At 63.3% G+C, this 16,074-nt stretch carries 11 protein-coding genes; 6 read left to right on the top strand and 5 right to left on the bottom strand.

What is annotated here, in order from left to right; all coding sequences use genetic code 11:
• Positions 1 to 101 precede the first annotated feature (101 nt).
• On the bottom strand, positions 102 to 1,901 hold the full coding sequence (locus E0L37_RS01495; protein WP_133490043.1) for an AMP-binding protein: 1,800 nt from the start codon (positions 1,899 to 1,901) through the stop codon (positions 102 to 104).
• A 190-nt stretch (positions 1,902 to 2,091) separates the two neighbouring features.
• Between E0L37_RS01495 and E0L37_RS01490 the strand changes: the two genes are divergently transcribed.
• The gene (locus E0L37_RS01490; protein ID WP_133490042.1) at positions 2,092 to 2,925 is read left to right on the top strand and encodes a hypothetical protein; all 834 of its coding nucleotides are present in this window, start codon (positions 2,092 to 2,094) and stop codon (positions 2,923 to 2,925) included.
• A 274-nt stretch (positions 2,926 to 3,199) separates the two neighbouring features.
• Here the strand turns inward: E0L37_RS01490 and E0L37_RS01480 are convergent, their stop codons facing one another.
• From E0L37_RS01480 to E0L37_RS01470, 3 genes are read right to left on the bottom strand one after another with little or no spacing between them, the layout of a single operon-like run.
• Positions 3,200 to 5,143 carry a PhoX family phosphatase gene (locus E0L37_RS01480; RefSeq protein WP_133490040.1) on the bottom strand — a complete coding sequence of 648 codons (1,944 nt, stop codon included), beginning with the start codon at positions 5,141 to 5,143 and terminating at the stop codon, positions 3,200 to 3,202.
• Entirely contained in the window at positions 5,140 to 6,999 is a 1,860-nt protein-coding gene (locus tag E0L37_RS01475; protein WP_133490039.1) for a phytase, read from the bottom strand. The genes E0L37_RS01480 and E0L37_RS01475 overlap by 4 nt, the downstream gene beginning before the upstream one ends.
• A gap of 11 nt (positions 7,000 to 7,010) precedes the next feature.
• On the bottom strand, positions 7,011 to 9,500 hold the full coding sequence (locus E0L37_RS01470; RefSeq protein WP_133490038.1) for a TonB-dependent receptor: 2,490 nt from the start codon (positions 9,498 to 9,500) through the stop codon (positions 7,011 to 7,013).
• A gap of 346 nt (positions 9,501 to 9,846) precedes the next feature.
• Between E0L37_RS01470 and E0L37_RS01465 the strand changes: the two genes are divergently transcribed.
• Positions 9,847 to 10,749 carry a diguanylate cyclase domain-containing protein gene (locus E0L37_RS01465; RefSeq protein WP_133490037.1) on the top strand — a complete coding sequence of 301 codons (903 nt, stop codon included), beginning with the start codon at positions 9,847 to 9,849 and terminating at the stop codon, positions 10,747 to 10,749.
• Positions 10,750 to 10,751: 2 nt separating this feature from the next.
• Positions 10,752 to 11,819: an AraC family transcriptional regulator gene (locus E0L37_RS01460; RefSeq protein WP_133490036.1), complete on the top strand. Its 1,068-nt coding sequence runs from the start codon at positions 10,752 to 10,754 to the stop codon at positions 11,817 to 11,819.
• Here the strand turns inward: E0L37_RS01460 and E0L37_RS01455 are convergent.
• Positions 11,814 to 12,857 carry a metal-dependent hydrolase gene (locus E0L37_RS01455; protein ID WP_133490035.1) on the bottom strand — a complete coding sequence of 348 codons (1,044 nt, stop codon included), beginning with the start codon at positions 12,855 to 12,857 and terminating at the stop codon, positions 11,814 to 11,816. The genes E0L37_RS01460 and E0L37_RS01455 overlap by 6 nt on opposite strands.
• Positions 12,858 to 13,280: 423 nt before the next feature.
• On the opposite strand from E0L37_RS01455, the gene cfa reads away from it, so the two are divergent.
• The 3 genes from cfa to E0L37_RS01440 all read left to right on the top strand — a co-directional run bounded on the left by cfa (position 13,281) and on the right by E0L37_RS01440 (position 16,021).
• Positions 13,281 to 14,441, top strand: coding sequence for a cyclopropane fatty acyl phospholipid synthase (gene cfa, locus E0L37_RS01450; protein WP_133490034.1), 1,161 nt, complete (start codon positions 13,281 to 13,283; stop codon positions 14,439 to 14,441).
• 120 nt (positions 14,442 to 14,561) lie between these two features.
• A complete protein-coding gene (locus tag E0L37_RS01445) occupies positions 14,562 to 15,071 on the top strand; it encodes an RNA polymerase sigma factor (RefSeq protein ID WP_133490033.1) in 510 nt (169 codons plus the stop codon).
• Positions 15,068 to 16,021 (top strand): FecR domain-containing protein, encoded by a 954-nt coding sequence (locus tag E0L37_RS01440; RefSeq protein WP_133490032.1) that lies wholly within the window; start codon positions 15,068 to 15,070, stop codon positions 16,019 to 16,021. Before E0L37_RS01445 ends, E0L37_RS01440 begins: the two co-directional genes overlap by 4 nt.
• Positions 16,022 to 16,074: the final 53 nt, after the last annotated feature.

Here is a 16,074-nt window from a genome sequence, read left to right as displayed (position 1 = left end):
AAACGGATAGCGCGGCTGGTAAGCCACTGGTTCCAGGGCTCGCTGGCACGCCAAATTCAAAAGCCTGAAAACATCATGCCGGACTTGATCCGGCATCGCCTTCAGGCGGACATCAGCACCAGCCCGAGTTCCGCCAGCCGCTCCCGCGCCCGATCCTGCATGGCCGCGGCCGACGATGAGGACCAGTCGATAATGATTGATTTGGCGTCCGGCTGCGGGCAGCTTACCCGGGCGCCGGTATCCAGCTCGGCGATCAATTGCCCGGCCCGATAGCTCACCGCTTTCTGCCGCAATTGATAACGCGCCACCTTGCCCAGCGGTGTCATCGGCATCGAAGGCAGTACGAAGACATGGCGGGGGCGCGCCTGCGGCACGGCGATACGATCACGCACGAAGGCGTCGATGCTCTCGATGCAGGACGCCTCCGCCCCGGCGCGCAGCGTCACATACAGCACTGGCAATTCTCCGGCGTGCTGATCCGGCATCGCCACCACCGCCGCCTCCAGGACCGACGGGTGTTCTTCCGCCACCTGCTCCAGCATTTGTGGATCGATATTATGGCCGCTGCGGATAATCACTTCCTTGGTGCGACCGACAATCCGCAGCTGCCCATCATCGGTGACCGCCACCCGATCCCCGGACGGGACCCAGCCGTTGTGCGGCCGGTCCTGCGTGCCCGTGGCGGTGCGATAACCGGCGAAGACATTGGGACCCCGGACCCACAGCTCGCCCCGCTGGCCGGCCCGGAGCGGCCGCCCCGGCTCCTCGATGGCCACCTCCACCAGCGGCACCGGGTGCCCGGCCAAGGGCGGCCGGAACATCCCGTCGATGAATTGAGCGGTGATGATACCGGCGGACTCGGTCATGCCGTAAAGCTGATACACCGGCGCCCCGCTTAGCGTTTCCAGCCGCTGGGCCAACCGCGGATTGAGCGCCGAACCACCAGTGAGGAAAGCTCTCAGTGAAGCGCATCGCGACGGCTGCCGGGGAGCATCGGCCAGGGTCGACAGCAGCGTCGGCACGCCGCCCACCAACGTTACCTCCAGCGTCTCCAGCAGGGACCAGAAATGCTGGATCACCGCCGGATTCTTTAGTCCCAAGGCAGTGGGCAGCACCGAAGTGGCACCGCCTGCGATGATCGCCAGCACCGCGTCCACCGAGCTGCCCACATGAAACAGGGGCAAGCCGTTCAGCAGACGGTCACTCTGACTGTAGCCGCACCCCGCACAGGTCAGCACCGCGCCGGCGGCCAGATTACCCAGGGTCAGTTCCGCCAGTTTCGGCGCATAAGTGCTCCCCCCGGTGTGCAGCAGAGCGGCCACACGCTCCGGGTCGTCATCCGCGGCCAGGTCGGTGTTCTCCGCCTTCGCCAAGAACGCCGGCCAAAGCTCCCCGCCGCTTACGGCCCGCTCTGCCTCGGTTACCGGCAAGACCACGACATGAGGCGGTCGCGGCAAGCTCGCGGCGGCGGCGAGGACCCGTTCGCTCAAGTCCGACTCCACATGGGGGCCCACGGTGATCACCACTTTGCATCGGGCCAGCGCCAGTTGGGAGGCGATCGCCTGTTCCGACATCAGCAGGTTCACCGGAAACGCCACCCCCACCGAACAGGCGGCGATCAGCGTGGAAACCGCCTCCGGCACCAGGGGCAGGAACATGGCCACGCCATCTTCCGGAGTCACACCGCTGGCGCGCAGAGCGCGGGCCACCGCCTCGGTCTCGGCCAGCAAACGGGCATAACTGACCGTCATCCGATGGCCGGTATCGGCATCGCACAGGTACACCAGCGCCGGATGATCCGGGTGGCGGGCCGCGGCCTGACGCAATAATCGCAACGGCGTCGGCGCCTGCTCCAGACAAGTCCGAACCGCGTCACTGGTGTTCGCGATAGCAGGTTCCATCACCACATCCTGTTGTTGACATACTCCCTTGGCCAGCGCCGCGCTGCTGGTCGAATTGGAACGCGAACTCCGGCACGTTGTTTCAATTCCAAGTGGCAACCAGGCCTTCAAGCAGGTAAGTAAGACGGTTGGGTTTCATGAAATAATGCCCACTGGTCACCCCTTAACTTGTTACTCAAAAGTGGAATCAATGAAAGATGATGTAACTCCCCAGGGACGACCGTCAATCCCCTCGCTCACCAAACTGGCGGAATTGACCCCCAGAACACTGGTCCTGGATATGCTCGCCGTGGCCGCGGATACCGCTCTGACCTCGGTGGCCCTGGCCCAGGGTGGCGACATCATGGGGTTCAAGGCCGGAGCCGTTCGCGTGGCGGTGAGCCGCCTGTCCACGCAAGGCGCCATCATCAGCCCTCAACGCGGCAGCTGGCAATTGGCGGAAAACGCCCCCTGGGCCCGGGAGCAGGGTCGCTGGCAGGGTCTGAGCGAGTTGCTGTGTCCCTGGAGAGAAAACTGGTGGGTGGCGGTCACCCACCAGGTATCGCGTTCCAACCGTAGCGGCTGGCGGGGACATGAGAGAGCCCTCCGGCAAAGGGGTTTCGCCGAGGTGCAACGGGATCTGTTCGCCCGCCCCGCCAACCTGTCACTGGCTTTTTCCGCCCTGCGGCAGGAATTGCGGGCCTTGGGCATGGCCCCGCAAACCGTGCTACTGCGAGCCGATCAGTTATCAGTCACCCCAAGGCCCGGCTTGTGGGATTTTCGGCGCCGTCACACCCTGCTCGAGAAGGTCCGTGATGAAATGTGCCGGCTGCTCGACCAGGCCCCCGCCGGCACCGCTCCCGACAAAGTGCTGTGCGCGCGTTTTTTGCGCGTGGGCCGGGCCGCCACCAAAATTCTCAACACCGACCCGTTACTGCCGGAAGAGTGGACCGGGCCGTCCCCGCGTGGCGAAGTGGTCCGCCTGTTGCCGCACTTCATCAGCACCGGACGCGCGCTGTGGTTTCGTTATCTGGGCATAGACTAGACGCCGGACGCCGGACGCCGGACGCCGGACGCCGGACGCCGGACGCCGGACGCCGGACGCCGGACGCCGGACGCCGGACGCCGGACGCCGATAATGCGAAACCAGACCTAACACCCTGGCAAGCACTAAAAACGCTTTTTGTTTCCGCCGCCCATGGCGGTCACCCTTCGGGCCACCGCGGAGCAACGTTAAACATTGCTCCCGGCAATTTTTTTCCGCAATCCCGCAGCCCCCGGTTTTGACTTTAGCGTCTGGCGTCCGGCGTCCAGTTCCTCTAAGTGCCGATCTCGCCACCGTCGTCGCGTGTGATCAGCACCGTGGTGGAACGGGGGCGGGTGCGACCATCGCTGGCCGGATAGCTGATTCCCGGATGCTGCACGTTGATCCACAAGGTCCGCCCGTCCGGCGTGCCGGTAATACCGGTGATTTCACACCCCCTCGGCCCGACCAGGAAACGGCGCACCTCACCGCTGTCCGGGTCCGCGCACAACAGCTGGTTGGTTCCCATGGCCTGGTGGTCCGGGCTTTGATCGTCGTAATCGGTCTCGATCCAGAGCCGTCCCGCCGGATCGAACCACAGTCCGTCCGGCGAAGAGAACAGGTCGCCCTGGGTGCTACCCCACTGATGGACAGGTGCCTCGCCGCCAGCAGGGTAACCCGCCAATAAAAACAGCTCCCAATCAAAAACCGTGGCAGTGGGCTCATTATCCCGTTCCCGCCAGCGCAGAATCTGTCCGTGCAGATTCCTGGGCCTGGGATTGGCGGCGTTCACTGGCTGCCCGTTATCGACACCGCGCTCATCGTTATTGGTCAGCGTGACGTAAACCTCGCGGCTGCCGGGTCGCACCGCCACCCATTCGGGCCGATCCATGCGGGTGGCTCCGAGCAGATCGGCGGCGCCGCGCGCGTTGATCAGCACCGCTGCCTGATCCGGGAACCCATTGGCGGCGGTGAGCGGCCCCTGACCGTGCCGCAAGGGCCGCCACTCACCACGGCCGTCGTCATGGAATACCGCCACGTACAAAGTGCCGTGGTCGAGCAGGTCCCGGTTGGCGCCGGGATCATCGGCGCGATAGCGGTCACGGGGCACGAATTTGTAGATGTACTCTCCCCGGGTGTCATCTCCGAAGTAAAACGCCATGCGTCCGTCGTCGGCCACCGAAGGCGTGGCGCATTCGCGCACCAGCCGCCCCATGGCGGTACGCTTCACCGGTGTGCTGTTCGGGTCGAAGGGATCGATTTCCACCACCCAGCCGAACCGGTTCGGCTCATTGACCTCCCCCTGGTGAGGCCGGGAGTGATCCGGCGTGGCATCGAAGCGGGGCTCCACGGTTTCCCATGAATAGTAGTTGCTGCGCTCGCCCTGACTGACGCGGTAGCGGGCCTGTTGCGGACGGCGCGGGTAGTCCTCCGCGTCTCGATTGACGAAGTAGTTCGGCCAGTTTTCCTCACAGGCCAGATACGTGCCCCAGGGGGTATAGCCCAGCGCGCAATTGGCGAACGTGCCAATCACCCGGCGCCCGGTGGGGTCCGAGGCGGTGCGCATGGCTTCGGCGCCCGCCGCCGGACCGCTCAGTATCATCGGCGTCAAACCGCTGATGCGACGGTTATAGGAAGACGTCATGATTCGCCGCCACTGGCCATCGCGGTTCTTGGCGATGTCGATGACGCTGACGCCGTGGGCGGCCAGTTCCTTGTTCACTTCTTCACCGGGGCGACGCGGCCTTCCCTGCTCATCATGCCGCATCGTGGCCCCCCGTGGATGCAGGAAATCCGTCGCCACTTTTTCATGATTGATCACCAGCAGGCCGTGCCCGTTGGGATTATCCGCAAACGGGAAATAGTGCATCCCGTCATGGTTATCCCCGGCCTGCCGCAATTGATCGCGCCAATCGTTACCGGCATCCGCGCGCCACCGTGGCGCCTCGGCATCAATCGGATCTCCCCAACTGTAGAAAGGCACCGCGCGATATCCCGCCGGCACCCGCACCGTATCGAAACCGGAGTCGGTTTGCACCGGCAGCGGCGTGAACCCGATGCGTGGCCGCGCGCCACCAGTCACCGCGCAGCCACCGACAAAAACCGCCGCCAGCCCCAGGCCACCCTTGAGCACACCACGCCGGGTCAGGCTGAGCCAGTGGCCCCCGGTATCGCGGGGCACCGGGTGATCGTCCTGCGCTTCCCAATCCTCGGGATCGGTTCGCCATTGCCTGCTCATGGCCGCGCCTCTCTGGTCAGGTTCAACGCCTCACGTACCGCTGACCAGGGCACGTACTTGAAGTTCTGCGGCGCCTGCGGCAACCGGTTGCGCCCATCCTGAACCACCAACAGCCCTTCTTCGTAAGCGCCCCCCAGGTTGACGGATGTCACTTCCAGGCCATCGGTTTCCGACACCCCGTCCACGCCACGCCGTGAATCCAAAGCAATACGGAATCGTCCCCGGTAGGCATAAGGCGGCAAGGCATCCAGGACCACATAGCTGTCGTTGCCCTGACTGGAAATCACCAGGTAACGGTGGTCCTCGCCGGCGTAGATCGCCAGCCCTTCGATATCGGCCACCAGTTTCTCCCCCACGGCCATGACCTTGGTCAGCGTGGCGGGCACTTCGGGGTCGGCGGGCAGAGTCCACACCGCCTGATCTTCCTCGCCGACAAACAACTGGCCGGTCACTTCATCGGCCACGCACCCTTCCGGCTGGCTGTCCACCCGGAAACGCCGCGCCAGGGTCGCCGAGGGCGCCTCGCCGGTGAGGTCCAGGCGGTATTGTTCGAACTCGCCATTCTTGCCGTTGGCGATGGCATGCAGCTCATCGGCACCGGCCAGATAAAGGCACACCCCGTAAATGTCCTTGAGCGTGGTTTCGATTTCACCGGCGTTGGAGACGTTGCCTTCGGTGTCGATACGAAACACCTGGAGGCTGTCATGATCCCGGTTGCTGGCCACCGCCCAGTCACCGCGCACGTCCACATTGTTGAGCCGCCCCACGGGCAGAAACTGCCGGGTTCGGCCGAGCAGATCGTAAACGTACAAACCCGCTTTTTTGTCGGTACCGAGCACACGGCCGTGTTCCGGTTTTTCCGGGTGCAACCAAATCGCCGGATCATCCGCGGCGTCACCGAAACGGGCCACCGGATCGGTTTGTGCCGCCGCGTGCACCACCGCCATATCCGTGTTCCCGAACGTTGGGTTCGCCGCCCGCCAGGGCAGCGTCATGGTCCGAGCGGCACTTCCTTCGTCGTCCAATACCACCAGAGTCAACTCTCCGTTCCGCCAAAGCGCCGCCAGTTTTTCCGGTTCCTTCTGAGCCGGCACCGTTATCGCCGCTCCCACCGGTTCGCCGTCGCGATACAGGTGCAAGGTCCCGGCGTCCTTGTCCAGTACCGCCAGCCCATCCGGAATCACCGCCAGACCGGCGGCGCCCAGCCGCAGCCCGCCTCGGGGCGCCACCATGTCCACCACCCGGCGTTCGGGATCCCGCTCGGCATTGGCGGCATAACGCCAGACACCAACTCGCTCCTCACTGACGTAGAGGTCGCCATCGTCGTCGTCCACCCGGCAGGCCTGAACCTCCGGCGGCAATACCAGATGGCGCAGCGGCGCCACCATCTCGTTGATCAACCACTGATCGGCACCGCCCCGCTCGTCCAGCAGAAACACCGACAACAGGCCGTCCCGGTCCTGATACAAACAGAGACCGGCCACTTCATAGTCCGGGGCGGGGATGGTATTGCCTGCCATGACCTGACCATCGCGGACGGTCAGCACATGCACTTCATTGCTGCTCTGCTCCGCCAACGCCAGGCGCCAATCTCCCGAAGCGACAACCCGGCCATCCAGATGCTGATAGCCCTGGGCGGCGTTTGACTGCCGTTCGCCGTTGATCCAGAGACCGCCCCGTTGATCCAGCGCCGCCCACTGCGTGGTGCCCGGCGCATACCAGAGATCCTGAAATCGCCGCTCCGGCTCCCAGCTCCGCCAGTCCGATTCCGCCACACTATCCACGGCGCAACCCGCCAATCCCAGACCACCACAAAGCAATATCGCAAACCGTCTTCTCGTTCCCATCCGTTTCATTCAACGGCTCCTCAGTAATGCTTCAGGGACAGGCCCAGTTTGTAGGTGGCACCGTACTCTTCGTACTGCGCGTTGTAGCGTTCCCTGCCGGTGTAGGCATAGAAGGGTTCGTCGGTCAGGTTGATCGCCTCGAAGGTCAGTTGCAGCTGTTCGGTCAGGAAATAATGGCCGGTGAAATCCAGTTGAACGTGATCGTCCACGTGAATGTCGTAGCGCTTGTCCAAAGGATCCTGCACTTCCTGAAGATAGTTTCCGGTGTAGTTGGCGGCCAGCCGCAGGCTGAGCTTGCGGGTCTCGTACCCCACCATAAGATTGGCGGTAAGGTCCGACTGGCTCGGCAAGGCGATGGTGCGATCCCGGTACCCCCCGGCATCCTCGTCATAAGCGCGAATGCGCGCCTCGGAATCAACCAGAGTGGCGTTGGCACCGACCAACAGGCCATTGAACGGCGCCGGCAAGCCGCTGAAGGTTTTCGAGTAGGCCAGCTCCAGACCGTACAGGGAAGCACTGTCGCCATTTTCAAATGTCTCCGCCTCATCGTACATTTCGTAACCGCTGGCGCCGCCCACATCGGTGCGATAAACGAAATTCTTCAGATCCTTATAGAACAGGAAGGCGGAGACCACGCCGGCGCGCCCCATGTAATGCTCGATGCCCAGATCGTAGTTGTCCGCTTCCAGGGACTTGAGCCCCGGATTGCCGAAACTGGCCTCGTCACCATCGATTTCATAACCCGGCGATAATTGCTCGAAGGTGGGTCGCACTACACTCTGGGTGAACGCCGCCCGGATCTGAGTATCCGGCCCCACCCGGTAACGCAGATGCAGCGCCGGCAACCAGTGCTGTTCATCCTCGTTGAAGCGATTGGCGACGATATCGCCATCTTCCACGCCGTACCCTCGGGCGGAAAAGTCGGTGCTCTGGTACCGCACCCCACCCAGGACACGCAGATCCCCCACGTCCACGGTGCCCATCACATAGGCCGCCCGGCTGTCCTCGGAGATGTCGTAGTCCTCGATGGCGGACGCCTCGTCGTCCCGCTCGCCAGGTCCACTGAGTAGATTGTCCACGCTGGTATCGATGCCCGATCCCATCTCACCCAGCCCATAATCCACGTCCTTGGCAAAATCCGACAGATTGCCATCGGGCTCGTAGATCCAGGTTTCGGCGTCGGACTCCTTGTCCCGGCGGGCCACCTTGCCGCCGAACTTGAGGGTGGCAAAGTGCTGGTTCCACATCAGATCACGGGTGAAATCCAACTTCAGGTCGGTTTGCCGGTCCTTGGTGTCACTCTGGGCGACCTCCACTTCGTCCAGCTCATACAAGGCATCGTCAAAAAAACCGGACGGGAAAACCGGGCGAGGTTTACGACTACCATAATAGCCACCATCGTCGAACTCGGCGGCAAACACGGCGCCACCGGTATGGCGGGGCTCGTCCTCGCTGGCCCGGCTGTGACCGATACGGTACTCCATGGCCCAGTCATTCCAGCGTTGCTCACCGCCGAACACCACCGAGGTGATCTTCTGGGTTTCCTCGCGGTTCTTCAGCTCTTTCTGTACTTCCACGGCGCCGGTTTCGTTGGGCGCCATGGCTTCCTCGAAGCCGAACACGTTGGCCTGACGGATTTCCTCATCCCGGAAACGGCTGTGCAGGGTACGCAAGTAATAGCGGCTGTTGTCGTTGGGCAGGTAATCGAAGTTCAACGCCAGACCGAGCCGTTCCCGAGTGATGGTGTAATCCCGCTGTTCGAATTCCTCCAGCCGCGCATCACCGTCATCGAAGTCCCAGCCGCCACCGGTTTCCACGTTATCGGAACCGAAGTCGCGCTCGGACCAGCTGAACGCCGCCGCCACGCCGAAATTATCCTCACCGGAGCCGATACTGAAGCGATTGCTGAAAGCGGCGGACAATTCCGGGCTGGTTTCATCCATCAGTTCGTTGTAACTGCCCTTTCCGGTCACCGAATAGTAAAGGCCCGGGCGGTCGAAGGCGGACAGGCTGCGCACCTGTACCGTCCCGCCGAGGGAATTGGCGTCCATGTCCGGGGTCAGCGTCTTCACCACGGTGAGCGATTCCAACAGATCCGCCGGCACCACATCCAGAGCCACCGCCCGGCGCCCCGCCTCCGGCGCCGGAATCCGCACGCCATCCACATCCACCGCGTTGTAGTCCGGCGCCAGACCACGCACCCGCACGAAGCGGCCCTCGCCCTGGTCCCGTTCGATGGACACACCGGGCAGGCGTTGCAGTGATTCCGACACGTTGGTATCCGGCAATTGACCGATGGCATCGGCGCTCACCGTGGTCTGGATGTTGTCGGCCGCGCGTTGGCTGGCCAGCGCCTCTTCCACACTGGCGCTTTGGCCGACCACTTCCACCGCCTGCAGACGGTGGCTCTCCACGCTCTCTTCAGCGCCGGCGCCCTGCGCCAGGGCACCGATCACCGAGGCCAGTAACGTACGTTTAAAAACAGGTGTATTCAGTTGATAGCGGGTCATGGGTCCCCCAAGGCAGTCAGCAACGTCATCCGCGTTGCACGGAACCTAGGGAGGGGCCATGTCACTTCCGTTACACCCCTTGGCCTGGCCTCTTGCCATCAGGGCTTCGAACGCCATTTACGCCCCTTGTTGAGCTGATCACACCCTCTTGCCCGGACGATTTACCGGCACTGAAGCCATCGGTCGCGGCGCACCAGCCCGGCACGGCACGAAAAAAACACCGATGCCATGAGCTGATCCGACCCCCCGCGGTGACGGCGCCACTTCTGTCACGCCGGTGCAATGCCCACGGCGTAGGAAGGGTGGTAGGGCCTGTTCAGCCTAGTTCAAAAAGGAGTAATAACGGATGTGGGGATTCGCACTACATCGATGGAAGTGGTTTGCTCTGCTGACCATCGCCTCGGCGATACTGGCGCTCAATGCATTGACCGGCACCCTGAAACCGATGGCCGAGGTGGTCTGGCTGGATATCGCCGGCGAAGGCGGCGCCGCCCTGCTGGTGCTGATCTGGCTGGCCCTGATGCTCAACAGCCGGCCCGCCGGCCGTGTCACCAATCTTCTGTCGCTGGGGCTCAGCGGTATCTTCGTGGCCTACTGGCAGGACGTCATGGACGAGGTCATTCAACTGCCGACCACCATCGTCTGGGACCACTGGCTGGAATCCGGGGCCATGCCGGTGGGCATGTTGCTGCTGACACTGGGTCTGTATCACTGGCACAAGGAGCAACAGGCGATCTGCGATCAGCTGCGTAAGCGGGAAAAGCTGTTCCGGGAGCATCGGGATTTTGATCGTCTGACCCCGCTCACCCGGGCCGGTTATCTGCGCGAACATCTGGCCCTCGCTTCCCGCCGCGCCACGCCCCCGCTTCTGTTGATGATGGAGTTGCCGGACTTCGACGCCGACCGCCGCCATCTTGGCGAACAGGACGGCCAGCGTCTGCTGCAGGAAGTGGCGGAGTTGCTGTTGCTGAATCTGCGCCGCGACGACCTGCTGTGCCGCTACGCCGGCCACCGTTTCGCCGCCCTACTGACCGATATCGACGCCAGACAGGCACTGGATCTGGCGCGGGAACTGGAACAAGCGGTGGCGGCTTTCGCCTTCAAGAGCGGTCAGGGCCGCACGCATTATTCACAGCTGGTGGTGGCCATCACCGAGGCCGGCGCGGATACGCCGGAGGCCTGGCTGGAGCGCGCCAACCGGGACCTGGATGAAGTCCGCCGGCGGCGGGCGGCGAACGTCGCGGCCTGATCATGCGCGGCGGCTCTCACCACCATATCGGTTATCAGCGGGACGACCGCTTCGTCCCCTGTCACCATCACCCGGCACTGCTGCTGGAGATGGTGCGCGAACAGGGGCTGGACGATCACAAGGCGCTCAGACATACCGGCTTGTTTCCCGATGATCTTCTGGATACCAGCGCGCGTTTGTCGCCACGCCAATACCTGCAATTGGTGCACAACATTCGCCGCCTGCACCCGGATCCCGAGCTCGGCTTCCGCTATGGGCAGACACTGCTTCCCGGCCACTATGGCGCGATCAGCACGCTGCTCGGCAACGCCGCCCATCTGGATCAAGCGCTCATCACGCTGGAGGATTATCAGCCTTTGATCACACCACTACTGGCGCCCCGCATCATCCGTACCGGCGAATATTGTTGCGTGCAGTGGCTGGACAGCTGTGGCGCGGGGAATGAGTACCGGTTTCTGGTGGAGAGCATGATGTCGGCCCTGGCCTCGGTGACCCGCTGGCTCAGCGGCGGACCGTTGCCGTGGACCTTCCAATTCAGCTACCCGCAACCGGACTATCCGGAGCACTATCAGGTCTACCTCGGCTCCCAGCTGTACTTCGAAGCGCAAATGGATGCCATGCTGATTCCCGCCCATTATCTGAATCAGCCCTGGCCCAGGGGCTCGCACACCGCGCGGGCGGTTTCCGAGCAACAATGCCAAGAACAACAGTTGGCCCTGGGATGCGACACCAGTCTGGTTCACCAACTCTATCTGGCGCTGATCGAACGCATCCGCGAGCCGCCATCCCTGGATACCGCAGCGCGGGAACTGGGCCTGAGTCCGGCCACGTTAAAACGCAAACTCAAACACCATGGCACTCACTTTCAGGACCTGCTGGACCGGGCGCGCAAGCATACCGCTCTGCATCTTTTGCAGTTTTATGGCTACAACAGTGAACAGGTGGCGCGCTATTTGCGCTTCAACGACAACACCAATTTCCGCCGCTCGTTCAAGCGCTGGACCGGCCTCACCCCGAGCGCCTGCCAACAGCTGGTGGACCGCGCCATGACCGCGCTAAAACCGCTATAACGCCGTGTCCAGGCAATCCGCCGGTGCCTCCCCCAGTTGCAGGGTACGCAGACAAAGCACCGGCTTGATGGCGAACGTACGCCGCCATAACTTGGACCACATTCCATCATGGATTCTGACATCGCTCAGACGAGTGCTTGGCAAAGGCCGCCAGTCATCACCATCAAATGCCGCCAGCACAAAACGGAACGGATGGGCGCCCGGAACCCCAAGGCGGACGTCCGTCACCACCAGTTGTTCCTGCTCGCGCTGATAATCCAGCAGACCGCCGGTAAACCAGGCCAGCCGTCGCGCTTCCGGCAGCCCGGCGGCGACCGCCTCAAGCTCCCGATGACGCGGAAACCGTTCCAACGTCATGCTGCCTGGGTGATCCAATACACCGGTCACCATTTCCAGGCGCTGATCATCGGTCAGCGCGGTGGCCCGCCAAAGCAGAGTCGAGAATGGCATGGGCTGCACCAGCAACCGTTGCGGTGTGACACCGATACCAGCCAGTTCGGCGCGCACCCGCTGCGTCATCCACTGCTGGGCGGCCAGGCTCCAGATCAGATAGGCGCTGGACAAGGTCAGCCCCAACGCCAACGCCCGCCGCGACGGCGGCCGCCACAGCGCCACCAGCACCGCCAATAGCAATGGCAGGGTGTATAACGGGTCGATGATGAACACACTGCTCAACGCCACCGGTTCACCAAGGGGCCACCACAATTGGGTGCCGTAAGTGGTGAAGGCATCCAACAAGGGGTGGGTCAGCAACACCAGGGCGGTGAATGCCCACCAACGCGCCAGTGACGGATCACGCCAACGGCGAGACAACAGAATCGCCAGCAACAACGAAAAAGGCGTCAGCACCAGCAAAGAATGGCTGAAACCGCGATGCTCGGAAAAATTCGCCACCGCGCTGCCGTAATCGATCAGCACATCCAGATCCGGCAAGGTCGCCAGCAGGGCCCCTCCGAAGATCGCGCCACGCGGGAAACGGCGCCCCAAAACGGTGCCACCCAGGGCGCCCCCCAGAACCGCCTGAGTCAGAGAATCCATTGTGTCTCCTTCCACCATTTCACTTGCGGCCCCGGACGCCCCCGCCTATGAACTCCATAGTTTTGACACATAACGACGATAACCCCATGAATTAATTAATGAAAAATCAGGCACTCAAACAGAGAAGCGATAACCGGGGACTTGCACCCGTGATCAGACCGTCGAAGAATGGGGAACGCGCGTTTAATCCGCCCGTGCGAAGAACCGGATTATTGCGCCATGGCGCAGGGACGAGCCACCGCCAATCGACGATTGGCACGACCCCGGAAAGGCCGGAGCCGTGTAGTACTGCATCCGCCGTTCCCGGATGACGGTGATATCCGACAGGGAAACACGCTTCATCGTCGCACAATAATCAGGGCAATGGGCAGCGAAGCTGCAGCCCGTGACCCATGCAGTTCATCACCCGAAGGGAGGCACTGTATGTTAGGTTCACACAGCCGGGACACCACCACCCACACCGGTTCCCGCTCCATCGACGCGATGATTTCAGAAATCCTCGCCAGCGCCGACATTCAGATCAATGGCCGGCGCCCCTGGGATCTGCACGTTCACCATCCAGATACTTTGTCCCGATTCGCCGCGCAACGTTCCCTCGGGCTCGGCGAGTCCTATATGGACGGCTGGTGGGATTGCGACGCCATAGATGAATTCATTACCCGCATCCTGCGCGCCGGCGCCGACGGCATCAGCCAACCGCGCTGGATGGTGGCGGTGCAACTGGCGGGCTATGCACTACGCAACCGGCAAAGCCTGCGCCGCTCCCGGCAGGTGGCGGAGAAGCACTACGATCTGGACAACCACCTGTTTCAACTGATGCTGGACCCGACCATGGCCTACAGCTGCGGCTACTGGAAGGACGCCTCAACCCTGCACCAGGCCCAGCAGGCCAAGCTCGACCTGATCTGCCGAAAACTGGAGCTGGAGCCCGGCATGACCCTGCTGGATATCGGTTGCGGCTGGGGGTCACTGGTGGAGCATGCCACCCGCCACTACGGCGTGCGCGCCCATGGCGTCACGGTCTCCAGCGAACAGGCGGGTCTGGCCCGTGAGCGCTGCAAGGCACTGCCGGTGGAGATCATGCTCAAGGATTACCGCACCGTCACCGGGCACTACGATCGGGTAGTGTCGGTGGGCATGTTCGAACACGTCGGGCGCCGCAACTATCACACCTTCATGAAAACCGCCGCCAACCTGCTCAAGGACCGCGGCCTGATGCTGCTGCACACCATTGGCAACAACCTCAGCAGCGCCGCCCATGATGCCTGGATCGACAAGTATATTTTCCCCAACGGCGAGCTGCCCTCGATCAAACAGATCGCCCGCGCCGTCGAGCCCTTCTATGTGGTGGAGGATGTACAGAACTTCGGCCCCGACTACGCCAAGACCCTGAAAGCCTGGGACGCCAACTTCCTGGCCAACTGGGATCAGCTCAAGGACCGTTACGACGATCGCTTCTTCCGCATGTGGCACTATTACCTGAATGTCTGCGCCGGCGGCTTCCGCGCCCGCCACCTTCAACTGTGGCAATGGGTGTTCAGCAAACCCGGCCAGCGCTCCCGCACCTATCACGCCCCCCGTTGACGCTGTCCGCTCTCTCCCCTCTCCCCCGCCTGGGCGCCGCTGGCGCCCAGGCGGGGATATCGGCATAATTGCGCCCTGATTCGGAATCATTATCATTTAACGCGATCCGGGCGGACCTTCATGCAAGCGGATCCCCGCGACCATTTGTTCCAGCAACATGCGGCTGAACTCACCGGCTATCTGAACCGGCGTCTGCAGTCACCGGAACTGGCCGCCGAGTTATGCCAGGAGGTCTATCTGCGTCTGCGCCGGATGCCGCGTCATCAGGCACTGGATAACCCCCGCGCCTTTCTGTTCCGCATCGCCCGCAACCTGCTCATCGATCACCTGCGCCAGCAAAACAGCCAACCCGCCTCCATCACCCTGCAAGAGGCCGTCGATGACCTGGAAAGTCCCGCCCCGGACCCGGAGACCGCCGCCAGCGATGCCCAGGTGCTCGACAGCCTGCGGGAAGCGCTCGGCGAATTACCCCATCATGTGCGCCAGGCACTGCTCTGGAATCGCCTGGAGGGACTCACGCAAAAGGAGATCGCCGGCCGGCTGGGGGTATCCGAACGGATGGTCGGCAAGTATATTCTGCGCGCCCTCAACCATTGTCAGGCGCGCCTGGCCTGGGAAACACAAGGATGAGCCCGATGCCGGAGCACCGCCCGTCCCCGTTGGATCAGGAAGCCAACCGCTGGCTCACGCACCTGCATTCCGGCCGGGCCCGGGAACAGGATCACCGGGACCTGGACCGCTGGCGCCGGCGCAGCCCGGCCCACGAGGCTGCCTACCAGCGCGCCGAGACCCTTTGGCGGCAACTGGGCGCCCTTACCGCCGAGCAGGTGAGCACCGATATACGCCCTCCGGACCACAGAGAAGCAGCGCCCCCGTCACGCCATCCTCGGGCGTTCCCGCTGGCGCTGGCCGCCGCCGTGATGCTGGCTCTGGTGGTGCTCGGGCAGTCCCCGTGGCGGCAGTGGCAGGCGGACCTGCGCACCGCCGCCGGCGAACAGCTTTCCCTGGACCTGGCCGATGGCAGCCACCTGGTTCTTAATGGCAACAGCGCCGCCAACTGGCACCTGGACGCCGACAGCCGGCGCATGGAGCTGCTGCGCGGCGAGGCCCTGTTCCAGGTGGCGGCCGATCACCAACGGCCGTTCACGGTCCAAGCCGGGGACGCCCGCATTCGCGTCACCGGGACCCGCTTCAATGTCACCCGCGACGGTGATGATGTCCTGCTTACCGTTATCGAGGGGCAGGTAGTGGCCAGCGGCCCAAAGCGCCGGGAAACCCTCACCCCCGGTCAGGCGGTGCGCTGGAAAGACGGTGGGCTGCGGCCCCCGATCGCCGTCGACGCGGCACAGGCCGAGGCCTGGACACGCGGGCGTCTGATCGTGCGCGATCTCCCCCTGGAGGCGGTGGCCCGCCGTCTGGAGCGCTACCAGGACACCCCGATCTGGGTACTCGGCGACGCCCGCCATCGACGGGTCAGCGGCGTGTTCGACACCGCTGATCCGGCAGCCATGCTCACCGCGCTCGCCGCCAGCCTGTCGATCCACCAGTACCGGCTGCCGGGCCTGATCATCCTGCGCTGACACCAGATCAGGTTGGTACACCAATGCGGCCTCACCATTCGCAGGCACACTTA

Origin of the sequence: Alcanivorax sp. 24 (genome assembly GCF_004360225.1) — a bacterium.
Lineage (GTDB): Bacteria > Pseudomonadota > Gammaproteobacteria > Pseudomonadales > Alcanivoracaceae > Alloalcanivorax > Alloalcanivorax xiamenensis.
This window is presented reverse-complemented; position numbering and strand designations above follow the sequence as displayed.